This is a genomic window from uncultured Kriegella sp., from assembly GCF_963975415.1.
Lineage (GTDB): Bacteria > Bacteroidota > Bacteroidia > Flavobacteriales > Flavobacteriaceae > Kriegella.
In genome coordinates this window covers 262,251-283,064 of the sequence record NZ_CAXBGN010000002.1, presented here as the reverse complement: position 1 = coordinate 283,064, position 20,814 = coordinate 262,251, and the positions used below count along the sequence as shown (strand labels likewise).

Annotated in this window: 16 protein-coding genes; 11 read left to right on the top strand and 5 right to left on the bottom strand. The window is 40.8% G+C overall.

Annotation, left to right across the window (positions count from 1 at the left end):
* Positions 1-88: 88 nt before the first annotated feature.
* The 3 genes from AACZ88_RS05035 to AACZ88_RS05025 form a co-directional block, all read right to left on the bottom strand.
* On the bottom strand, positions 89-1,573 hold the full coding sequence (locus tag AACZ88_RS05035) for an FGGY family carbohydrate kinase (RefSeq protein ID WP_339707103.1): 1,485 nt from the start codon (positions 1,571-1,573) through the stop codon (positions 89-91).
* Positions 1,574-1,691: 118 nt separating this feature from the next.
* Positions 1,692-3,266: a RagB/SusD family nutrient uptake outer membrane protein gene (locus AACZ88_RS05030; RefSeq protein ID WP_339707100.1), complete on the bottom strand. Its 1,575-nt coding sequence runs from the start codon at positions 3,264-3,266 to the stop codon at positions 1,692-1,694.
* Positions 3,267-3,276: 10 nt separating this feature from the next.
* Complete coding sequence (locus AACZ88_RS05025; RefSeq protein ID WP_339707097.1) at positions 3,277-6,402, bottom strand: SusC/RagA family TonB-linked outer membrane protein; 3,126 nt, start codon at positions 6,400-6,402, stop codon at positions 3,277-3,279.
* A 358-nt stretch (positions 6,403-6,760) separates the two neighbouring features.
* Here AACZ88_RS05025 and AACZ88_RS05020 point away from each other — a divergent pair, with 358 nt between their 5' ends.
* From AACZ88_RS05020 to AACZ88_RS04990, 7 genes are all read left to right on the top strand, one after another.
* A complete protein-coding gene (locus AACZ88_RS05020; protein WP_339707094.1) occupies positions 6,761-7,786 on the top strand; it encodes a LacI family DNA-binding transcriptional regulator in 1,026 nt (341 codons plus the stop codon).
* Positions 7,787-7,853: 67 nt separating this feature from the next.
* The gene (pgmB, locus tag AACZ88_RS05015; protein ID WP_339707091.1) at positions 7,854-8,522 is read left to right on the top strand and encodes a beta-phosphoglucomutase; all 669 of its coding nucleotides are present in this window, start codon (positions 7,854-7,856) and stop codon (positions 8,520-8,522) included.
* 115 nt (positions 8,523-8,637) lie between these two features.
* Positions 8,638-10,953, top strand: coding sequence for a glycoside hydrolase family 65 protein (locus AACZ88_RS05010; protein ID WP_339707089.1), 2,316 nt, complete (start codon positions 8,638-8,640; stop codon positions 10,951-10,953).
* A 94-nt stretch (positions 10,954-11,047) separates the two neighbouring features.
* Positions 11,048-12,841, top strand: a complete 1,794-nt coding sequence (locus tag AACZ88_RS05005) for an alpha-amylase family protein (RefSeq protein WP_339708205.1) — start codon at positions 11,048-11,050, stop codon at positions 12,839-12,841.
* 7 nt (positions 12,842-12,848) lie between these two features.
* Positions 12,849-13,598, top strand: coding sequence for a glycerophosphodiester phosphodiesterase family protein (locus AACZ88_RS05000; protein WP_339707086.1), 750 nt, complete (start codon positions 12,849-12,851; stop codon positions 13,596-13,598).
* Positions 13,598-14,884, top strand: coding sequence for an NAD(P)/FAD-dependent oxidoreductase (locus AACZ88_RS04995; RefSeq protein WP_339707083.1), 1,287 nt, complete (start codon positions 13,598-13,600; stop codon positions 14,882-14,884). The genes AACZ88_RS05000 and AACZ88_RS04995 overlap by 1 nt, the downstream gene beginning before the upstream one ends.
* Before the next feature lie 154 nt (positions 14,885-15,038).
* Positions 15,039-15,581 carry a DUF1697 domain-containing protein gene (locus tag AACZ88_RS04990; protein WP_339707081.1) on the top strand — a complete coding sequence of 181 codons (543 nt, stop codon included), beginning with the start codon at positions 15,039-15,041 and terminating at the stop codon, positions 15,579-15,581.
* A 70-nt stretch (positions 15,582-15,651) separates the two neighbouring features.
* Here AACZ88_RS04990 and AACZ88_RS04985 read toward each other — a convergent pair whose 3' ends face one another.
* Positions 15,652-16,503, bottom strand: coding sequence for an AraC family transcriptional regulator (locus AACZ88_RS04985; RefSeq protein ID WP_339707079.1), 852 nt, complete (start codon positions 16,501-16,503; stop codon positions 15,652-15,654).
* A 90-nt stretch (positions 16,504-16,593) separates the two neighbouring features.
* Here AACZ88_RS04985 and AACZ88_RS04980 point away from each other — a divergent pair, with 90 nt between their 5' ends.
* On the top strand, positions 16,594-17,313 hold the full coding sequence (locus tag AACZ88_RS04980; RefSeq protein ID WP_339707076.1) for a phytanoyl-CoA dioxygenase family protein: 720 nt from the start codon (positions 16,594-16,596) through the stop codon (positions 17,311-17,313).
* Positions 17,313-18,128, top strand: coding sequence for a sugar phosphate isomerase/epimerase (locus tag AACZ88_RS04975; RefSeq protein ID WP_339707073.1), 816 nt, complete (start codon positions 17,313-17,315; stop codon positions 18,126-18,128). The genes AACZ88_RS04980 and AACZ88_RS04975 overlap by 1 nt, the downstream gene beginning before the upstream one ends.
* An 18-nt stretch (positions 18,129-18,146) precedes the next feature.
* On the opposite strand, the gene AACZ88_RS04970 is transcribed toward AACZ88_RS04975, so the two are convergent.
* Positions 18,147-18,623, bottom strand: coding sequence for a TspO/MBR family protein (locus AACZ88_RS04970; protein ID WP_339707070.1), 477 nt, complete (start codon positions 18,621-18,623; stop codon positions 18,147-18,149).
* 93 nt (positions 18,624-18,716) lie between these two features.
* On the opposite strand from AACZ88_RS04970, the gene AACZ88_RS04965 reads away from it, so the two are divergent.
* Both AACZ88_RS04965 and AACZ88_RS04960 read left to right on the top strand, forming a co-directional pair.
* The gene (locus AACZ88_RS04965) at positions 18,717-19,799 is read left to right on the top strand and encodes a diphosphomevalonate decarboxylase (protein WP_339707067.1); all 1,083 of its coding nucleotides are present in this window, start codon (positions 18,717-18,719) and stop codon (positions 19,797-19,799) included.
* Positions 19,800-19,860: 61 nt separating this feature from the next.
* Complete coding sequence (locus AACZ88_RS04960; protein ID WP_339707064.1) at positions 19,861-20,799, top strand: mevalonate kinase; 939 nt, start codon at positions 19,861-19,863, stop codon at positions 20,797-20,799.
* The last annotated feature ends 15 nt before the right edge of the window (positions 20,800-20,814 follow it).

Below are 20,814 nucleotides of genomic sequence, written 5' to 3'. Positions count from 1 at the left end.
ATGTTGTTTGTTGTTGTGAATTTTGTTTTACCAATTCTGAAATTTTGTTCATTGGCTTTATTTCTAACGAATACAGTTTTCACTGATTTTATTTATTTTCTAGTAATATTTCCAAGGCTTTTTTCCAACCGTTATAGGCGTTTTGATAAGTTTCTTTATTTTTGAGGGGCTTGAAACCCATAACATAATCATTCTCCATGATTTGCTTGCCAAACGCTTCAAAATCACCGGTATGTAATTCGCAAGCTCTTGCTGCTCCTATTGCCCCGGTCGTATTGTAAATTTCAATTTCTTGACCAATTAGGGTTGCAATAGTGTTTGAGAAAATATCGGAACGAAATAAATTATCGTTGCCGGCCCGTATTACTTTAGGGACAATACCATCTGATTTCATTATTTCCATTCCGTACACAAAGGAAAAGGCGATACCTTCTAAGGCAGCGCGACAAAGATGTGCTTTGCTGTGATTGTTTAAATTTATGTTGGACAATTGTGTGCCCAAAGTTTTATTGTTTAGCATTCGCTCGGCCCCGTTGCCAAATGGAAGAACGGTAACCCCGTCGGAACCAATAGGAACCGAAGCCGCCAATTGATTCATCTCATCATATGAATCAACATTCAGGTTGTTTAAGAGCCAACGGTACTGTATGCCCGACCCATTGATGCACAATAATTTTCCAATACGCGGGGTTGAGGAGGAATAATTGACGTGCGCAAAGTTATTTACTCGAGAACTTTCTTTTACCGAAAGATTGTCGGTTATGGCATAAACCACCCCTGAAGTGCCTCCAGTAGCGGCTACTTCGCCCGGCTTGAAAACATTGAGTGATAGTGCATTGTTCGGTTGGTCGCCCGCACGGTACAGAATGGGAGTTCCTTCGGCAAGTCCAGATTCAGCTGCCCCTTGTTTCGATACCTTGCCTTGTACCGAAAAGGTCTCGATAGTTTCGGGAACCATATTAGGGTCTATTTGATAGTGTTCCAATAACCAATCTGCAATAGTGTTTTCTTTGAAATCCCAGAAAATGCCTTCCGAGAGCCCTGAAATAGTAGAGCAAATCGTATTACTAAGACGATAGGCAATATAATCGCCAGGCAACATAAACTTGTCAATTTTCCCATATACGTCGGGCTCATTTTCTTTTACCCATTTGAGTTTTGAGGCGGTAAAATTAGCAGGGGAGTTTAATAGTTGCGAGGCACACTTGTTGTTTCCCAAGGCATCAAAGGCTTCTTGACCGATTTCAACAGCCCTACTGTCACACCAAATGATGGAATTTCGAAGCGGTTTCCCTTCTTTGTCGACCACCACCAATCCGTGCATTTGATAAGAAATGCCAATTCCTGAAATATCGGATGCGGTAATATTAGTCTGCTCAATAAGAGCTTTGGTGGCATCGCAAATGTGTTTCCACCAATCATTAGGGTCTTGTTCCGCCCATCCGTTCTTCAGAGCGATCATTTCCATTTCGACATCTGGCTTACTAACAACAGCGACCCTTTTTCCTGTACCTGTCTCTACCAAAGCTGCTTTTATAGAAGAACTGCCAATATCGTAACCTATAGAATACATAGTACCAAATATAAAATTAAAGGAGTTCAATATATTGTTTTTATACAGATATGGCAAGGTATAGGTTATAAAAAAAGACCGCTTTGGCGGTCTTTTTAAATCGTTAAGAATAAAACTATTAGTACCCTGGATTCTGGACTAAGTTCGGGTTCGAAAGCAGGGCTGTTTCAGGAATAGGAAATAGATTTACATTTGGGTCTCCTTCAACTTCTTTAAGTGACCAAGGTGCAGTAAATTGATCGAAGCGAATGAGGTCATTTCTTCTCCAAAATTCGATGTAGAGCTCGCGGCCCCTTTCGTCTAACAGCATGTCTTCGGTTACACCGGAAAGATCAGGTGTATCCGTCCTTTTTTGTCTGAGCTCATTTACCATAGCGGTTGGGTCATCGCCCATACGCATCATGGCCTCAGCTTTCATCAAATGGGCATCTGCATACCTGAACATGATCTGATGTCTTCTAAAGGAATTATTCTGATTTTCATCATCCGTAGGGTCGAAAGGGTGGTATTTGATAATTCGCATACCGGTTTCTTCGCCATTGCCAACTATGGCCGGTATCTCTTTAGAGAAACTCAGGGGGCCTCCCTGTCTATTTTTCAAAGGAGTTCCATCAGAATCGTACTGCTGTCCGATTAGAAAGCCACGACCTATTCCCAAATTCTGGGCATTAGCGGTAGTTGCATCTGGTACCCAACCTCTACGTTCTTCTTGACCATCACCTACGTAGTTACTGTTCGCGGCCCCTTCAAAGGTGTCATAGAATTCTGCCAGCGTAGAAAATCCGTTCCAGCCCCCACCTGTATTGTCTGGAGAATTTTGATTGTAGTGTAGGGAATTCCATATTCTTGCGCCAATATCCGAACTTAAATGGAGAATGGTCTCGGAATCATCAGTGGGTTCAAAAATATCAAAATACCCTTCCTGTATCGCAAAGCCTTGGGCCGCAATGGCATCAACGGCATCAACAACCTTTTGCATGTCAGCACTGTCGGCAGCTCCCGTACCATTATAGATGTGAGCATTTAAATATAACTTAGCCAACAAAAAATTTACAGCGACTTTGGTGGCTTTACCTGTATTTGCCGTTCCTGGACCACCATCGGCCAAGCCAGTCATTGCTTCTTGTAAGTCTGTCAAGATGAAATTATAAGCGTCGGTTCTTGAGAGTACGCTAGGGTTGATGTCGGGCCCTTCGTCTACTTGACGGAAAGGAACGGATCCAAAAAGATCCATGACAAAAAACATGTTAAAGGCTCTCAGAAATTTGGCTTCTGCCAATACAGCTGCATCGGGATTACTTTCGATGATTTCAGAGGCCCGAAAGACATTTTGGTTCAAATTGTTCCAGGCATTTTTTACAAATATATGATCTGATTTCCATGTATGGGTATGCAATTGTCGCCATACGCCATTGTCGCCCCAATCAGTTCCACGCGTTGGAATCAAGAGTTCATCGGAGGTTACTTGTTCAAGGGCATACATGTTTTCTTGCGTTGCAAAATCAGTTCCAACCTTATTGTACAGGTCGCTCAATGACGATGCGGGGTTGGAAAGGCCTGAAAATCCGGTGTCACTGGTGTCTTGACTAATGATAGAATCCGTTTCCTCAATTTCCAAGTTGGTGCACGACACGAGAAATAGCATCATGAAAACCGTGAAAATAAAGGGTTTGATTATTATTTCTAGTTTCATTATATTTTTTTTAAAAAGTTATATTTATTCCTAAAGTATAGGTTCTCGGTCTTGGAAACGAGCTATAATCTATACCAGCAATGGGCAATCCATTAAGAAGAGCAGCACTTGCGGGTGAAACGCTAACCTCGGGATCAAGTCCGCTATAATCGGTAATCACAAAAAGATTCTGACCGTTTAGACTAAGCCGCATGGATTTAAAACCGGTATTCTCAGACAAGGGCACGTTGTAACCAATGGAAGCGTTTTGCAACCTTACAAAATCCCCTTTTTCTAAAAATCGCGTAGAAACCGAGGCTTCTGCGAAACGATCTTCTTCACCAGCCAGACCAACTACATTCTGGGTAACATTATTTCCACTGCCAATTGCGCCTCCTGTAAAGAAAGCATTTGCAGTATTGTTGTAGATATAGTTGCCAAATTGGCCGTTGAAATAGAGGGAAGCATCCCAATTCTTATAACTGGCATTGGTTGAGAAACCTCCTGTTATATCTGGAAGAGCACTTTTTCCGACGAATTTTTGGTTGTCTGTTCCGCCTTCATGAACGGGATTTCCATTTTCATCAAAACCGACGAACTCCCGTAAATAGAAGGAGAACAGTGGTTGGCCCGAAGCTAGCCGTTGCGCAAAGGCGTTGCTGAGTCCCGCGCCTCGAATGGTGCCCGCAGCAATCTGACCGTCGAAATCCTGTATTTCGTTTTTATTGTATGCGACGTTGAAGCCAGCACTCCAGTTAAAATCTTCACCTTGAGCCAAATCGTAGTTTAAGGCGAATTCAACACCTTGGTTGAGTACGAGGGCGTCCAGGTTTTGGAAAAATGTAGGCTGTGGCGAAGGTTGTGCAGCTTCAATATTTAATAACAAGTCACGCGTCTCTTTACGATATACATCTATAGATCCATTGAATCGATCTTGGGCAAATCCAAAATCAAGACCAACCCCATATTGGGTAGTCTCTTCCCACTTCAAATCAGGATTGGCAAATTCAACAGTAGTAATCCCTGGGATATTTACATCTCCCCCATCACTAATGTTTGGATCACCGTTTGTAGTAGTAGAGAATCGTTCCCTTCGTACGAAGCGACCATACCCTAGACCATCTTGGTTTCCGGTAATACCATAGTTCAACCTAAGTTTTAGAGTAGAAAAAGCATCTCCGATAAAATCTTCTTCATTTATTTTCCATGCAAAGGCTGCGGATGGGAAGATACCATACTGGTTGTTTTCCCCGAAACGTGATGAACCATCGGCCCTGACCGTTGCCGTAAACAAATATTTGTTGGCAATGGTATAATTTACTCTGGCAAAAAAGGATTGTAGTTCATCGGTGTTGTCGAACGTATTTGCAAAAATTGAAGTTAATGGTCTGGCCACATCACCCAAAGAAATAGTTTGCAGATCGGGAGCGACAAAAAGTCTGTTGACAAAAAGGTCGTCATCACCGTCAATACCGTATTGCTGGTAGTCGTCTACGATTTTAGACTCTAAAATAGCTGCCGAAGCGGCAAGGTTTTTGGCCATACTGTTAAGGTCAACAGTAGGGTATCCCCAACCTTCGACATTTCGCCCACGAGTATTAAAGTCTTGATAGGAAAACCCACCCAAGGCATCTAGTACCGAATTGTTGAATTCTTTCTTATAATTAAAAGTTACTTCTAGTAGGCGATTTTCGTTGGTTAGATCGTTTAGGGATCCTCGCCCATTTCCACTGGTTCCCCGGCCCACGTTAAAAGATTTTGCCGAAAGGGAAGCTTCTCTGGTGGAGGCCGATTTGTCATATCCTACGGTGACTTTTGCGGTTAGATCGTCGGTAATATCGTAATCGGCGGAAAAGTTGATTAAAAAGCGATTCGTATTTGTGTGACTTTGCCAATTTTCTAACAAGTTAATCGGATTGATACGATCCCCTGGATTAAAATTGGGAGATGCAGGCCAAGTAGGGTTGGCAGAATAGGCGGCACCTAACATATCACCCGTAGATCCAGCACTACCACTTAGTGGGGGTGCTTCATCATTCACTCGTGATAGGGTACTCTGAATGTTTACCCGCAATTTATCTTGTAGCAGGCGTTGTGATATGTTGATACGCCCCGTAATTCTTTCTTGTGATGATTTTTCGATGACCCCGAACTGTTTCCCATAATTAAAGGTCGCCCTAATATTTCCAGAGCCATAATTTTGTGAATAAGCCAGATTGTTATTGGTAGATTCCGAATTACGGGTAACCAGTGACTGCCAATCGGTATCGTGACCAAAATCGGTAGCTTGGCCACCAAAGGCCTGAACCGCTGAAAGAAACTGTTGTCTGTTAAGTAAATCAAATTCGTTGGCAGGCGACGACATGCTAAAATCTGATGAAAACTCCCAAGTGCCTCCTTGTCCGCCTCCTTTACCACTTTTGGTGGTAATGATTACTACCCCATTAGCTCCCCTGGAACCGTAGATTGCCGTCGCCGATGCGTCTTTTAAGACACTCATACTCTCAATGTCGCTAGGGTTTAAAAAACTTAAAGGATTTCGGGCCGAACTAGAGCCAACACCGATATCGGTACCTTCTGAAGATGTGTCTCCGGAGGGTAAGGGAACGCCATCAACAACAAACAAAGGATTGTTGTTGGATCGCACTGACGAGGTACCACGTATTCTTATAGCGACACCAGAACCGGGTTCACCACTACCTTGAGAAATTTGTACCCCGGCCGTCTTACCTTGAATCAATTGTTCGGGAGAAGAAATGACCCCTTGGTTAAAATCTTCGGAGGTAACCGAAGCTACCGATCCCGTGGCGTCTTTTACCGTTGTGGTACCATACCCAATAATCACCACTTCATCCAATGCCTGAGCATCTTCTTCCAAGGTGACATTGATGGTCGATTGTCCACCAACGGGGATCTCTGTTGTTTTGTAACCGATATAACTGAATACCAAGGTGGCGTTATCGCCAATATCAGTTAGCGTGTAAATCCCGTCAAAATCGGTCTGGGCTCCATTGGTGGTTCCCTTTACCACCACACTTGCGCCGGGAAGAGGGCCCGATGCATCGGAAACTGTTCCCGATACTTCTTGAGCTTGTGCAAGTCCGAAGAACAGAAAAACTCCGGCCATTAACAGGCCTTTTAATTCTTTGATTTTCATGAATAGTTATTTTAAGTTGAGTTTAATATTTAAAAATATGCAAAAAAACCATTAGTTGTTAGTAAGATTCTTTATATACTTTGTCGCAAACGGTTTCGTGTTGATAACTTTGTGTAATATGACAATATTAAATAAGCTTGGTTTAAATTATAGTATTCGTATTTAATAGGGTTGATTAATGAGGAGTTTGCATATAAGGGTAAATATAACATTTATTTTATTTTCTTTCAAATAAAGATGAATTAACCTACTTATTATCTGTCTTGTTAAAAAAGTTTGATTTAATTGGTATTGATCTATATGATATTTAACTTCACTCAATTAAGACCTCATATCATTATAATTTTAAGAAGCCCTTTTGAAAAAAAAAATCACTTTAAAGCATATTGCTCGAGAACTTGATGTCTCGATTTCGACGGTTTCAAAGGCACTGAAGAACAGCGAAGAGATTAGTGCCGATACCAAAGAAAAAATTCAGGCATTTGCCAAATTGTACAACTATAAGCCTAATAATATTGCGGTAAGTCTTAAGAATAAGAGTACTAAAAATATCGGCGTTGTAATACCCGATATCGTCCATCATTTTTTTACTACCGTCTTTAGGGGTATAGAGATTTATGCCAATGCAAAGGGGTATAATGTGATTGCTTGTATATCAGATGAATCTTTTGCGAAAGAAGTGTTGTCAATGGAAATGTTGTCCAATGGCAGTGTCGATGGTTTTATTATGTCGTTGAGCGCAGAAACCGAGCAAAAAAATGACTTTAACCATTTAAAAGAAGTTGCAGCACAAGGTATACCCTTGGTGCTTTTTGATAGAGTGACTGATGAAGTGAAGTGTGATAAGGTAATTTTGAACGACAAGGAAATCGCATATAAGGCGGTGATAAAATTAATCGATGAAGGTCGACAACGAATAGCGTTGGTCACTACAGAGAGTTATTTTAACGTTAGTGAAAAGAGGTCGGCGGGTTACAGTGCGGCACATTTAGATCGGAAAATGCCGATCGATGAAGATTTATGTTTGATACTCCACCATAAAGAAGTCAACCTAGAGGCCATCAAGGATTTTTTTGAAAAACAGCAAGTTGACGCGGTACTCTGCGTGAACGAACTATTTGCCGTTCAGTGCATGGGAGTGGCGCAGAAAATGGGATTTCAAATTCCTAAGGATATATCCTTTATTGGTTTTACAGACGGCATTCTTTCCCAGAATTCTCAACCAGCGCTGACAACCGTTGCACAGCACGGAGAAAAAATGGGAGCGGTTGCTGCCGAGCTATTGATAAATAAGATTGAAGATGAGGCTGAGGAAGAATCAATTGATTGTAGAACCGAGATTATTGAGGCAACGTTGATCGAAAGAGATTCTACGATCAATTGAAGTGGAGGTAGTTTGACGGTTGAAACGTTTTTGTCACATTAATTTAATCTTAACCAAAAAAATCCGAATGAATAAAACAGGATTTATTTTTGACCTCGACGGGGTAATTGTAGATACGGCCAAATATCATTTTTTGGCATGGAAGAAACTGGCCGGTGAACTTGATATTGAGTTTACCGAAAAAGATAACGAACGATTCAAGGGTGTAAGCCGTAAACGTTGTTTGGAGATTTTATTGGAAATGGGGCGAATCAAGGCTTCCGAGGAACAATTCAGTGCCTGGCTTATTGAGAAAAATGAGGACTATTTGGCTTATATTGATACTATGGACGAATCGGAAATCTTGCCAGATGTACCAAAGGTCCTGAAATACCTTAAGAGCCATAAAATCCCAATGGCACTAGGTTCTGCAAGTAAAAATGCAGGGCCCATTTTGGAAAAGGTAAACTTATTGTCGTATTTTGATACCCTTGTCGACGGAAATAGTGTAACCAAGGCCAAGCCAGATCCTGAAGTATTTCTGATTGCCGCTGAAAGATTGGGCGTTAAGCCCGAACATTGCGTTGTTTTCGAAGATGCTCTTGCGGGAATCGAAGCGGCTAATAGCGCAGGAATGATAAGTATAGGTATTGGTGAGGCCAATGTATTGACCGCGGCCAAATTTAACTTTGTAGATTTTACCGAAATAGATTCGGAATTTCTTGATAGTTTGATCAATAGAAACGAAGGTAGATAATACTATTCTTGTTGAAGAAACCAAAATTGTCCAGATTTTATTATAACTGCATTTTTTTCGGAAGCTGTGAAAAGTCAACAAACCATATTCAGAATAACCATAAAAACATCTAAAAATGAATCAAGACTATATACAACCTGACGAATGGTCCATAATTGAAGAGGGATTTTCAAAAGAGATGGTGAAGTCTTCCGAAAGCCTTTTCAGTATTGGTAATGGGGCAATGGGCCAACGTGCGAACTTCGAGGAACAATATTCGGGGCCGACCTTTCAAGGTAGTTATATCGGCGGGGTTTACTATCCTGATAAGACCCGTGTTGGCTGGTGGAAAAATGGTTATCCCGAGTATTTTGCCAAAGTATTGAATGCGCCGAACTGGATAGGCGTCGACGTTTTTATAAATGGCAGTCCACTTGACTTGAATACCTGTAAAAAAGTTGAGGATTTTCGACGGCGGCTCAATATGAAAGAAGGGTGGTACCAACGTAGCTTCAAAGCTACCTTGCCTTCCGATATTCAAGTCAGTGTAAAGGCAACTCGATTTTTAAGTTTGGATATCGATGAGGTTGGTGCTATCGAATATCAAGTTACCTCGATCGATACTGATATTGAGGTAAAGTTCATTCCGTATCTCGATAATGGAATAACCAATGAAGATTCGAATTGGGACGATAAATTTTGGAATACGACCAATATTATTTCCGAGGGAAACCAAGCTTTTATTGAGGCCCATACCATGAAGACCAATTTTGCCATTTGCACTTTTATGCAGTCACAACTGGTGTATAAGGGCGAAATAGCGGATCAAACCCCTTCGGAAACAAAAAAGGAACTGTGGGTGGGCCATAGTTATTTCCAAAAAGTGGAAAAGGGCGAAACTGTAACGCTTCACAAATTTGGTGGTTATACGGTTTCTTTGAACCACAAACCTGACGCATTGGTGCAGGCGGCCAAAGATGTACTAAAAAAAGCATCCGACCTTGGTTTCGATGCTCTTTTAAGCCAGCAGAAAAGAGATTGGGCCCAGATTTGGGAAATGAGTGACATCGCCATCGAAGGTGATATTAAGGCACAGCAGGGCATTCGCTTTAATATTTTTCAATTGAACCAGACCTATTTGGGTACTGATTCCAGATTGAACATTGGCCCTAAAGGGTTTACTGGCGAGAAATACGGTGGCAGTACCTATTGGGATACGGAAGCTTATTGTCTTCCTTTTTATATGGCCACCAAAGACCAACAGGTCGCCCGAAAATTATTGAAATATAGATATAACCATTTAGAGAAGGCTATAGAGAATGCGGCCAAACTAGGTTTTTCAAATGGTGCCGCATTGTACCCCATGGTTACGATGAATGGGGAAGAGTGCCATAATGAATGGGAGATTACTTTTGAGGAGATACATAGAAACGGGGCCATTGCCTTCGCGATATTCAACTACTATCGTTTTACAGGAGATTATAGTTATATTCCTGAAATGGGGCTCGAAGTGCTCATCGGCATTTCCCGTTTTTGGCAACAACGGGCTACCTTCTCAAAGCAAAAGAACAAATATGTTATTTTAGGTGTTACGGGGCCTAATGAATATGAGAACAACGTCAATAATAATTTCTATACCAATTATCTCAGTAGGTGGTGTATAAATTATACGCTCGAACAGCTGCTCAAAGTCAAGGAAGGCTTTAAGGAGGATTATGATCGGATTATAGGCAAGACCGGGTTGACAGATGTAGAAACCGATGCGTGGAAAAATGTGGCCGACAATATGTATTTTCCGTATGCTGAAGAAAAAGATATTTACCTTCAGCAGGATGGTTTTTTAGACAAAGAACTTATTACCGTCGCCGATTTGCCAAAGTCACAGCGCCCGATCAATCAAAAGTGGAGCTGGGATCGTATTTTACGTTCTCCTTATATAAAACAAGCGGATACCCTTCAGGGGTTTTATGTATTTGAAAGCGATTTTACCGAAGAAGAACACCGGCGACATTTCGATTTCTACGAACCGTTTACGGTGCATGAATCTTCTTTATCCCCGTGTGTTCATTGTATAATAGCTGCGAAGTTGAATCGAATGGACCAGGCTTACCAATTTTATTTAAGAACGTCGCGATTGGATCTTGACGATTATAACAAAGAGGTGGAGGAAGGGTTGCATATTACTTCCATGGCCGGCACATGGATGAGTATCGTTGAAGGTTTCGGCGGTATGCGCGTCATAGACGATAAGCTTTCATTTACTCCCCGTATTCCTGAACAGTGGAAAGCCTATTCCTTTAAAATTAATTTTAGACATCGCATTTTGAAAGTAACAATCAATGCTTCAGAGGTAAAATTTGAATTGGAAGGCGATGAAGACGTTTCCGTTCGGGTTAATGGTGAACGTGTGGCAATAACACCGGCTAAATCGGTAACTGTCAAAATCAAATAGACTGTTGGGATTTTTTCTTTAGAAGATTAAATAGTTGTTCTTTGTTGAAAAGTGACCAATCGTGTCAGGAATACGAAAGAATCATATATCGGGTATGAAAATGAACGAAAATGGAAATGAGCGTAAAGAAGTGGTCTATCATGTCTTTACCCGACTGTTTGGCAATACAAATACCACGAATAAACCCTGGGGTACCCTGCAGGAGAATGGAGTTGGTAAATTCAAAGATTTTAACGATCGGGCTTTACAGGCTATCAAAGATCTTGGGGTAACTTACTTATGGTATACCGGTGTTCCCCATCACGCACTGATTGCAGACTATACGGCTTTCGGAATTTCTAATGATGACCCCGATGTAGTCAAAGGCCGTGCCGGCTCTCCGTATGCCGTCAAAGATTATTACAATGTAAATCCTGATTTGGCCGAAAATCCAGAGAACAGATTGGAAGAGTTCAAGTCACTGATACATCGCACGCATAAGACGGGATTAAAGTTGCTTATCGATATTGTTCCGAACCACGTAGCCAGAAACTATGAAGGCAGATCTACGCCTGAAGGTGCCGAGCCGTTTGGGGCTTCTGATGATACGACTGTGGAATACCGGCGCGATAACAATTTTTATTATGTTCCCAATGAGGCATTTAAAGTTCCTGAATGGCAAAATGGGTATCAACCTTTGGGAGGTGAAAACCATCCATTGGCAGATGGCATGTTCGATGAATTTCCGGCAAAATGGACAGGAAATGGCTCGCGTTCCCCACAACCGGGCGTCAACGATTGGTACGAAACCGTAAAGATTAACTATGGTGTGCGCCCCGATGGAACATGCGATTTTGATTTGCTTCCTGCCGGTTTTGAGGAAAAAACCTATGAAGAACATTACCAATTCTGGGGTGATAAAGATGTTCCGAATTCTTGGGTAAAGTTTAAGGATATTGCCTTGTATTGGTTGAATATGGGCGTCGATGGCTTCCGTTTTGATATGGCCGAAATGGTTCCTGTTGAATTCTGGAGCTATATGAACTCCAACATCAAAATGAAAAATCCGGAGGCATTCCTATTGGCCGAGGTGTACAATCCCGATTTGTACCGTGATTTTATCCATAGGGGGAAAATGGATTATTTATATGACAAGGTAGAGTTGTATGATTCGCTAAAACATATTATGCAGGGCCATGGGTGGACGGATCATATTCCGAAAGTACAGGAAGGTTTACATGATATTGAACACCATATGCTGCACTTTTTAGAAAACCATGATGAACAGCGTATTGCAAGTCCTGAATTTGCCGGAGACGCTCAAAGAGGAAAACCCGCCATGGTGGTTTCTGCTACCATAAGCACTTCGCCAACGATGATTTATTTTGGACAAGAAGTAGGTGAGCCCGCGGCGGAGAATGCCGGTTTTGGATCTAAGAGCAGAACATCGATTTTCGATTATATCGGGGTGCCCCATCATCAAAGATGGTTAAACGATAAGAAATTTGACGGGGGGCAGCTGTCGGAAGATGAAAAAGAACTCCGTGATTTTTATAGCCGCTTACTGAATTTCACCATAAATAGTAAGGCCTTAATGGGCGCCTATCAAGATATTCATTTTTACAATAGGGAGCATACCGAATATTACAATCATCATGTACTATCTTACGTGCGCTGGAGTACAACCGAAAAATTAATCGTTGTTTCCAATTTTGATGCAAATGACAGGTTTGGTTTTGATTTACAGGTGCCTCCCGATATTACAGAAAAGTGGAACTTGAAAGACGGGGCTTATCAAATGACCGATACTTTATATGGTACAACGGCGGCTCTTGCAGTCGAAAATGGTATCGGCAAATTCCGGGTAGACCTTAATCCATTGGAATCCTTTATTTTCAAACTAAATTAGATATATTATGTTAGGTAAATCGATGTTGGCAATAGTCGCATTAGTATTATTTTCAAGCTGTATGAGCAACAACACACCACTCGTAATTGGCCATCGGGGCGCCATGGGCCATGAAACGGAAAACACCCTTGCCTCCATTCAAAAGGCAATAGATTTGGGGGCAGATATGATTGAAATCGATGTTTTTGTTATAAAAAGTGGCGAAATTGCGGTTTTTCATGATGATGAAGTAGATCGTTTGACCGATGGTACGGGGAAAATAGAAGCCTATGATTGGGAAGGGTTACAACAACTAAATCTTGAAGGAGGCCATAAGATTCCGAGCCTTCAGCAGGTGCTTGATGTAATCGACAATAAAGTGATCCTCAATATTGAATTGAAAGGTGCGAATACTGCGGAACCTACGAACCGCGTAATACAGGAATATTGTACTTCAAAAGAATGGGATCTTGATAGTTTTGTGATTTCTAGTTTCAAATGGGATGAACTTAAAACTATGAGAAGTGTAGATCCGAAAATTCCGATTGCGATACTTATTGGTAAAAACCCCCTCGAGGCAATTTCCATAGGAAAAGAAATCAATGCGGTCGCCATTAATCCTGCGTATAAAGCTTTGACCGAGGGTATTGTGGTCGAAATGCAGGCCGAAGGTTTCAAAGTATATCCTTGGACAGTAAATGAGGCAGAGGATATCGCTTTGATGAAAAGTTTCGGAGTTGATGGCATTATCACCAATTTTCCGGAAAGGGTACATTGATGTTCGATGTTGCTATAATTGGCGGTGGAGCAGCTGGTTTTTATGCTGCGGTTCATGCTGCCGAGGCCGATCCGAAGTTGAAAATTGTGATTTTCGAAAAAGGAAAGGACGTACTTTCGAAAGTCAAGGTTTCCGGTGGCGGTCGATGCAATGTTACCCATGCTGAATTTGACCCCCATGAATTGGTTAAAAATTATCCTCGCGGTGAAAAAGAACTTCTAGGACCTTTCCATTCCCATTTTAGCGGTGATACCGTTGCCTTTTTTGAAGAGAAAGGCATTCCTCTTAAAATTGAGGAAGATGGTAGAATGTTTCCGGTTTCCAATTCGTCACAAACCATTATCGATTTTTTTCTGAACGAAGCGGACCGTTTGGGAATTAAAGTAATGCGACATAGTGCAGTAACCAATATGGAATCTATCTGTTCGGAAAATGGAGGAAAGACATGGCGGATAACTTCGATTAAAAGCACCTATCGAGCCAAGAAAGTGCTGATTGCCACTGGTAGCAGCCCAAAGATATGGGGCTTATTAAAAAAAATGGGGCATACCATCGTTTCTCCCGTCCCTTCATTGTTCACTTTTAATATCGATGATGAACGAATTAATGGCATACCCGGAATAAGCACAAACGCTAAAATCGATATTTTAGCAAACCCTCGGAATAATACTAAGGTAACGGTAAAACTGAAAAGCAAAATTGCCCCGGAAAAAACTATTTTAACTTCTGAAGGGCCTCTTTTGATAACACATTGGGGTATGAGCGGGCCTGCAGTGCTTAAGTTGTCCGCTTGGGGAGCGAACATATTGAATGAATGCAATTATCGCTTTTACATTAAGGTCAATTGGTTACCTGATTATCATGAAGACGGAGTTTTTAATTTATTAGCGGAGATAAAGGAAATTGAACGAAAAAAGACTATTTTAAGAACAAAGGCCGTTGATTTGCCTAGGCGCTTATGGACCAATTTGGTGCGGGCTTCTGGTATTCCGCCTGATATGAAATGGGCCGATGTGTCCAATGAGAAATTACTGCAATTGGCCGACCAGTTAACTGCCTGTAGGTTCAAGGTCGATGGTAAAAGTACGTTCAAGGAGGAATTTGTAACCGCCGGGGGCGTCGATTTAAAGGAAATCAATTTTAAGACTTATGAAAGTAAAATACTTCCAGGGCTCTACTTTGCTGGTGAAGTAATTAATGTGGATGCCATTACAGGTGGATTCAATTTTCAAAATGCCTGGACGGGTGGCTATATTGCCGCCAAGGCCATGGTTGGTAAAAGTTAGTTGGTCAGGATAAAGAATCGGTCATTTTTTGTATATACCCGTGGGCAATTTAGAACCATTTACTGTAAAAAATACGGTCGTCAATAATTGGTTGACTTCTCATGAGTACCCATGAAAATGTCTAGATTTAATTGTAAATCGTGAAGAGTTCAATATGCAAACATATATCGCATTACTAAGAGGCATAAACGTAGGCGGGCAAAAGAAAATAAAAATGGTCGATTTACGTCAATTGTTGGCGCAAATAGGTTTTAAAGACGTGGTGATCTATATTCAAAGTGGGAATATCGTTTTGAAGACCGAAGAAAGGAATCCTAGGGCTTTGGAAAAAACCATTGCATCGGAGATACACGAGAGCTATGGTTTTGATGTGCCCGTTTTGGTAAAATCAAAAGAAGAAATTCAAGATATTATTGAAAAGAATCCCTTTGACAATTCTGAGGACCTTGAGGCCAATAGAATTTATTTTGTGCTTTTAAAGGAGGTTCCTAAAAAGGATTTGACCGAAGCACTAGTGAATGAGACTTTTGCCAATGAAAAATTTATTATTACCGGTAATTGTGTTTATTTATGTTGTGCCAAGGGCTATGGCAATGCGAAATGTGATAACAATTTTTTCGAAAGAAGACTAAAGGTGCCGGCAACCACTAGAAACTATCGAACGATGACCAAACTTTTAGAAATGTCTGAAAAATAGTTGAACGGTAAAATGACAATTAATGTTCCGCAGCCTGGGGTGCTTTTAGAATATATTTTTGGTAACGTTCTTAGCGTCTTGATCCAATATATGATTTTGGGGTAAGACCCGTGTATTTTTTAAAAGTTGTTGCGAAGTACTGCGATGAACTGAAACCTAATTCAAAGGCTACTTCCGTTATGGTGGGCCTCTTCAGCAGAATGGCCTTAGAATGTTCTATTTTAATTCGGTTTACATATTCTTTAGGGGTTACACCTGCCTTTGTTCGAAACCAAGACTTGAAATACCCTGTTGAAATCTTAAGGACGGTGGCAAGCTCATCGACATAAATAGTTCGATACATGTTTTGATATATGTATTCGTCAATAAGGGCTAATCTTTTATTTTGATAAGTAGATTGACTTTTTTCGCTTAATTCAATGGTACCAAGCAAAATTTGAAGAACGAGGTGATTGACCTTGATTTTGTTTAAAACCGATGTAAAGTCGTCCAATTGCCCTATCAACTTTTCTAGGTAAACCTTAATATCCAAAGCTCCTTTAATTATAACTCCAGTAGTTTTTAAGAGTTCTTCCATAAGAATATTGCTTTGGTCATAGGTTAAGTTGCACAGGGTCTCATGATTATTGTCTAAGTTAATTTGAAGCCAAAATAGTTCTCCCTTATCTTCAGGAAAATCTCCAGTGCCATGATGGGTGTTGGGAGGTACAACCAGAATATCGTTCCCACTCAATTGATACCGTTTGTCACCAACTAAATAATGTTGTTTTCCTTTAATACAAAAGCATAGTTCGATGCTATTATAGTGCAAATGGGTTTCAAGTTTAGGCTGTACAGAGGTGTAACGGTAATACCCGAAATCGATGCCACGGGGTATGCCATAATCTGGTAGGTAGTAAACTATCCGCTTGATTTCACCCATCCTGTATAAAAAAGTAATGTAGTTTAATTTTAGTAGACAAGTATATTGATAATTTTCAACTTTGTAGCTTATAAAGCTTATAATTGGGTTATGAACGAATTAAGAAAACAGTTCTGCGAACAAGGTTATGCAAAACTCGATGATTTCCTTTCTTCTGATGAAGCCAATGAACTTAGGTTGGTTTACGATGCGCTATTAAGTGATAAGCAGAGAACGATGCATTTAAGAAGTGATCTAGCCGGCAGCACCGATGAAAACAAGGTCGAACGCATTACGCAGATTATGCGTCCCAGTTCGATCGAGAAAAAATTGTTGGCTCATAGTGCGTACAAAAAGGCGTTGAATTTGGTAAAGGTTATTTTGGGAGAGGATATGGAACTGGACTTCGATATGTTGATAAACAAGGCGCCCCACACCGATACCCCTACACCATGGCATCAAGATGCGGCCTACTGGATCGATTTGCCAGACAAAAGAGCGGCCAGTTGTTGGATAGCTCTTGACAAAGTATTTGAAGGGAATGGCTGTATGTGGTTTTTGCCGGTAACGGACCAAAAGGTTTTAGCACATCAGAATTTGCCTAATGGGGGTGCACTGTATTGTGAGACAGAGACATCGAATGCCGTAGCGGTACCCTTGGCTATTGGGGGGTGTACTTTTCATGACGGATTTACATTGCACTTTAGTAGGGGGAACAGTACTTCAGGCCAAAGAAGAGCCCTGATATTGAATTTCCGTCCAAAAAAAATGATTGCCCTGGAAAGAGAACAAGGCATGGATCATACTGGTACAAGAAAGAAACGCAGCTGATGCAATTGAAATTTATTTACCCACTATGGGGCAGCGCACATTTAGAGTTGAACGATTTTTTGAAAAAAGTCAAAAAAGCGGGGTACGCCGGCATAGAAATGGATTTACCCCTTGAAAAAAAATCAAAAGAAGAAATAGTTGAAATGGTCGCCGACCATGGGTTAGAACTAGTAGCACAGCATTGGGAAACTAAGAATGTAAATTTTGCAGAACATAAAGCAAAATTCGAAAGACACCTCTACAATTTAGCTGAGGTTGAACCGCTTTTTATTAATTCACATACGGGACTGGATTTTTTTTCGTTCGCCCAAAATGCCGAGTTAATAGAATTGGCCTTTTCGATAGAACAAAGTACCGGGGTAGCCATTACCCATGAAACGCACCGTTCTAGATTCTCCTTTGCGGCCCATATATGTCAATCTTTTTTGAAGGAATACCCATCTTTAAAGTTAACATCTGATTTTTCGCATTGGTGCTGTGTCGCCGAAACTTTGCTAGAAAACCAAGAGCAAGCGGTTGACCTGGCTATAGCGCATAGTTTTCATGTTCATGCAAGAGTTGGTTCAACGCAAAGTGCTCAGGTGATAGATCCTAGAGAGGCTCGATACGCTGCCGAATTAATACAATTCAAAGCATGGTGGAAAAGAATGGTTGGTAACGCAGCTGCGCAAGGGCGTTCTTTTATATCCATTACTCCGGAATATGGTCCCTATCCGTATGCCCAATATTTACCACATACGAACAACCTTTTAGCCGATCAATGGGAAATAAATCAATTTATCAGAAGTGAAATTGAGCTCAATTGTGAGACATAAATTGATTAAGGACCAATTTTAAGAATTCAATGCCCAAATTTTATAGTTGAGAATAGTAGCAAAACAAACCCAGAAAAAATAGGGGATGAGCAAATAGGCTGCTGTGGTATTTACCACCTTGAACCATCTTATGGTCAAGAGAACAAGAATCAGTAACATGACAATGACCAGCAAGGCCAGAAAAGGAGCTTTAAAGCCAAAGAATACGATGCTCCACGAGGCATTAAGCAGTAATTGAAAACAAAAATGGTAAAGGGCCGTTTTTACCCAGATATGATAAAATCCTCTCGCCCAAACGATTCCAGCGGCAATACCCATCATGATATATAAAGTTATCCATACGGGTGCGAAAATCCAGTTTGGGGGGTTATAACTCGGCTTATCGAGCGCTTCATACCAATCATTTACTGAACTGTGTACTGCGAAACTCGATAGAAACCCGATTACCAAACAAACGGCGACGGCAATACTGATATAGAATAGTTTCTTTTTCAAAATGAGGCATGTATTGTCTAAAGTAGCGATTTATTTTAATTAGCACGAAAGCAAATGCGGTTAAAAACTATCTTTGCCCAAATTATACGGCCCATGACAGAAAATGACTTTGTACCTTCTGGGTATTCGCATCAGATAAAGAGTGGAAAGGCAACTTGGAGCGCACCTAGCAATATTGCGCTGGTTAAATATTGGGGTAAGAAGAGAAATCAGATTCCGGCGAACCCTTCTATAAGTTTTACCTTGGATATTGCTGCCACGACAACCTCGGTTTCCTATGCCAAGCTTACCCAAAGTCAAGGCCCTTTTTCTTTCGAGCTGTTTTTTGAAGGCAACCCCAAAAAGGATTTTGAACCTAAAATTGAGACTTTTTTCGCAAGAGTGGAAAAATACCTTCCTTTTTTAAGGGATTATCATTTTATAATTGAGACTTCAAATTCATTTCCACATAGCAGTGGCATCGCTTCATCAGCATCGGGAATGTCAGCATTGGCACTTTGCCTAATGGATTTAGATCGCCAAATGAATCCGGCGATGACCTCTAGGTTTTTTAAGAAAAAAGCTTCTTTTTTATCACGTTTGGGGTCTGGTAGTGCTTGTCGTAGCATTGAAGGGCCTATAGTACAGTGGGGGGATCATGACGATACCGAAGGAAGCTCCGATCTATTTGGAATCGGGTACCCTTATAAAGTTCACAACGTATTTGAGAATTATCAAGACACCATTCTTTTGGTAGATAAAGGGCAAAAACAAGTCAGCAGTACGGTTGGTCATGATCTGATGCATAATCACCCTTTTGCCACGCAGCGTTTCGAACAAGCGCATAACAACCTTTCTGAGCTGCAACAAGTGTTTGCAAACGGAAATTTGGACCGATTTATCGCCATTGTCGAAAGTGAGGCGCTAACCTTGCACGCCATGATGATGACAAGTCACCCATATTTTATTTTAATGAAACCCAACACATTGGAAATCATCAATAAGATATGGGCGTTTCGTGAGGCAAATAAAGCCCATGTCTGTTTTACATTGGATGCGGGGGCCAACGTGCATGTGCTATATCCCGAACATGAAAAGGATATAACCCTTCAATTTATTAAAAACGAACTAGTTGCATATTGTGAAAACCAGCAGTATCTTTGCGACAAAATTGGATTTGGGGCGAAAAAAATGTAACTTTTTGTCATAATAACGTCAAAGCAACGTTATACTAACTTTCCCGGATCAACGATAAATTATGAAAGGACCCCTGTTTTATTCTAAAATTCTCCTATTTGGAGAATATGGCATCATCAAAGATTCCAAAGGATTATCCATTCCCTATAATTTTTTTAAAGGAGCTTTAAAGACAGATGAGAATCCTTCTAAAATTGCCATTGAATCCAATGGACATTTGCGGAAGTTTGTGAATTATCTTGAAGACCTACACCATAAGTACCCCAAAATGGTCTCTTTTAATTTTGAGAGCCTACGCAATGATGTTGATGGGGGAATGTATTTTGACAGTTCGATTCCTCAAGGTTATGGGGTTGGAAGCAGCGGGGCTTTAGTCGCCGCGATTTATGATAAATATGCGGAGGATAAAATCACTATTTTAGAAAACCTTACCCGTGAAAAGCTTTTAAAACTGAAATTGATTTTTGGTAAAATGGAATCTTTCTTTCATGGCAAATCTTCGGGACTTGATCCCTTGAACAGTTATTTGAGTTTGCCGATTCTTATAAACTCCAAAGATAATATTGAATCAACTAGCATACCTTCGCAAAATAGTGAAGGCAAAGGGGCCGTCTTCTTATTAGATAGCGGTTCAACAGGCGAAACAGCGCCTATGGTACAATTGTTCATGGAGAAGATGAAACATGAGGGTTTTCGCAATATGTTGAAGAATCAATTCATTAAACATACCGATGCCTGTGTTGAAGATTTTGTAAATGGCAACGTCAAGTCACTTTTTGGCAACCTGAAACAGCTTTCCCATGTGGTCTTGGATAATTTCAAACCTATGATTCCAGTAAAGTTCCATCAACTATGGAAACAAGGTATCGAATCAAACGATTATTATCTAAAACTCTGTGGATCGGGTGGCGGCGGTTATATTTTGGGTTTTACCGAAGATATCGATAAGGCTAAGAAAGCCTTGAAAGATTATAATTTAGAAGTCGTATATAACTTTTAGTCAGTACCCATATAC

Bases quoted from the DNA above. Each gene is read 5' to 3' on its own strand.
- AACZ88_RS05035 (WP_339707103.1), bottom strand. From the start codon at position 1,573: ATGTATTCTATAGGTTACGATATTGGCAGTTCTTCTATAAAAGCAGCT.
- AACZ88_RS05030 (WP_339707100.1), bottom strand. From the start codon at position 3,266: ATGAAACTAGAAATAATAATCAAACCCTTTATTTTCACGGTTTTCATG.
- AACZ88_RS05025 (WP_339707097.1), bottom strand. From the start codon at position 6,402: ATGAAAATCAAAGAATTAAAAGGCCTGTTAATGGCCGGAGTTTTTCTG.
- pgmB (WP_339707091.1), top strand. From the start codon at position 7,854: ATGAATAAAACAGGATTTATTTTTGACCTCGACGGGGTAATTGTAGAT.
- AACZ88_RS05010 (WP_339707089.1), top strand. From the start codon at position 8,638: ATGAATCAAGACTATATACAACCTGACGAATGGTCCATAATTGAAGAG.
- AACZ88_RS05005 (WP_339708205.1), top strand. From the start codon at position 11,048: ATGAAAATGAACGAAAATGGAAATGAGCGTAAAGAAGTGGTCTATCAT.
- AACZ88_RS05000 (WP_339707086.1), top strand. From the start codon at position 12,849: ATGTTAGGTAAATCGATGTTGGCAATAGTCGCATTAGTATTATTTTCA.
- AACZ88_RS04995 (WP_339707083.1), top strand. From the start codon at position 13,598: ATGTTCGATGTTGCTATAATTGGCGGTGGAGCAGCTGGTTTTTATGCT.
- AACZ88_RS04990 (WP_339707081.1), top strand. From the start codon at position 15,039: ATGCAAACATATATCGCATTACTAAGAGGCATAAACGTAGGCGGGCAA.
- AACZ88_RS04985 (WP_339707079.1), bottom strand. From the start codon at position 16,503: ATGGGTGAAATCAAGCGGATAGTTTACTACCTACCAGATTATGGCATA.
- AACZ88_RS04980 (WP_339707076.1), top strand. From the start codon at position 16,594: ATGAACGAATTAAGAAAACAGTTCTGCGAACAAGGTTATGCAAAACTC.
- AACZ88_RS04975 (WP_339707073.1), top strand. From the start codon at position 17,313: ATGCAATTGAAATTTATTTACCCACTATGGGGCAGCGCACATTTAGAG.
- AACZ88_RS04965 (WP_339707067.1), top strand. From the start codon at position 18,717: ATGACAGAAAATGACTTTGTACCTTCTGGGTATTCGCATCAGATAAAG.
- AACZ88_RS04960 (WP_339707064.1), top strand. From the start codon at position 19,861: ATGAAAGGACCCCTGTTTTATTCTAAAATTCTCCTATTTGGAGAATAT.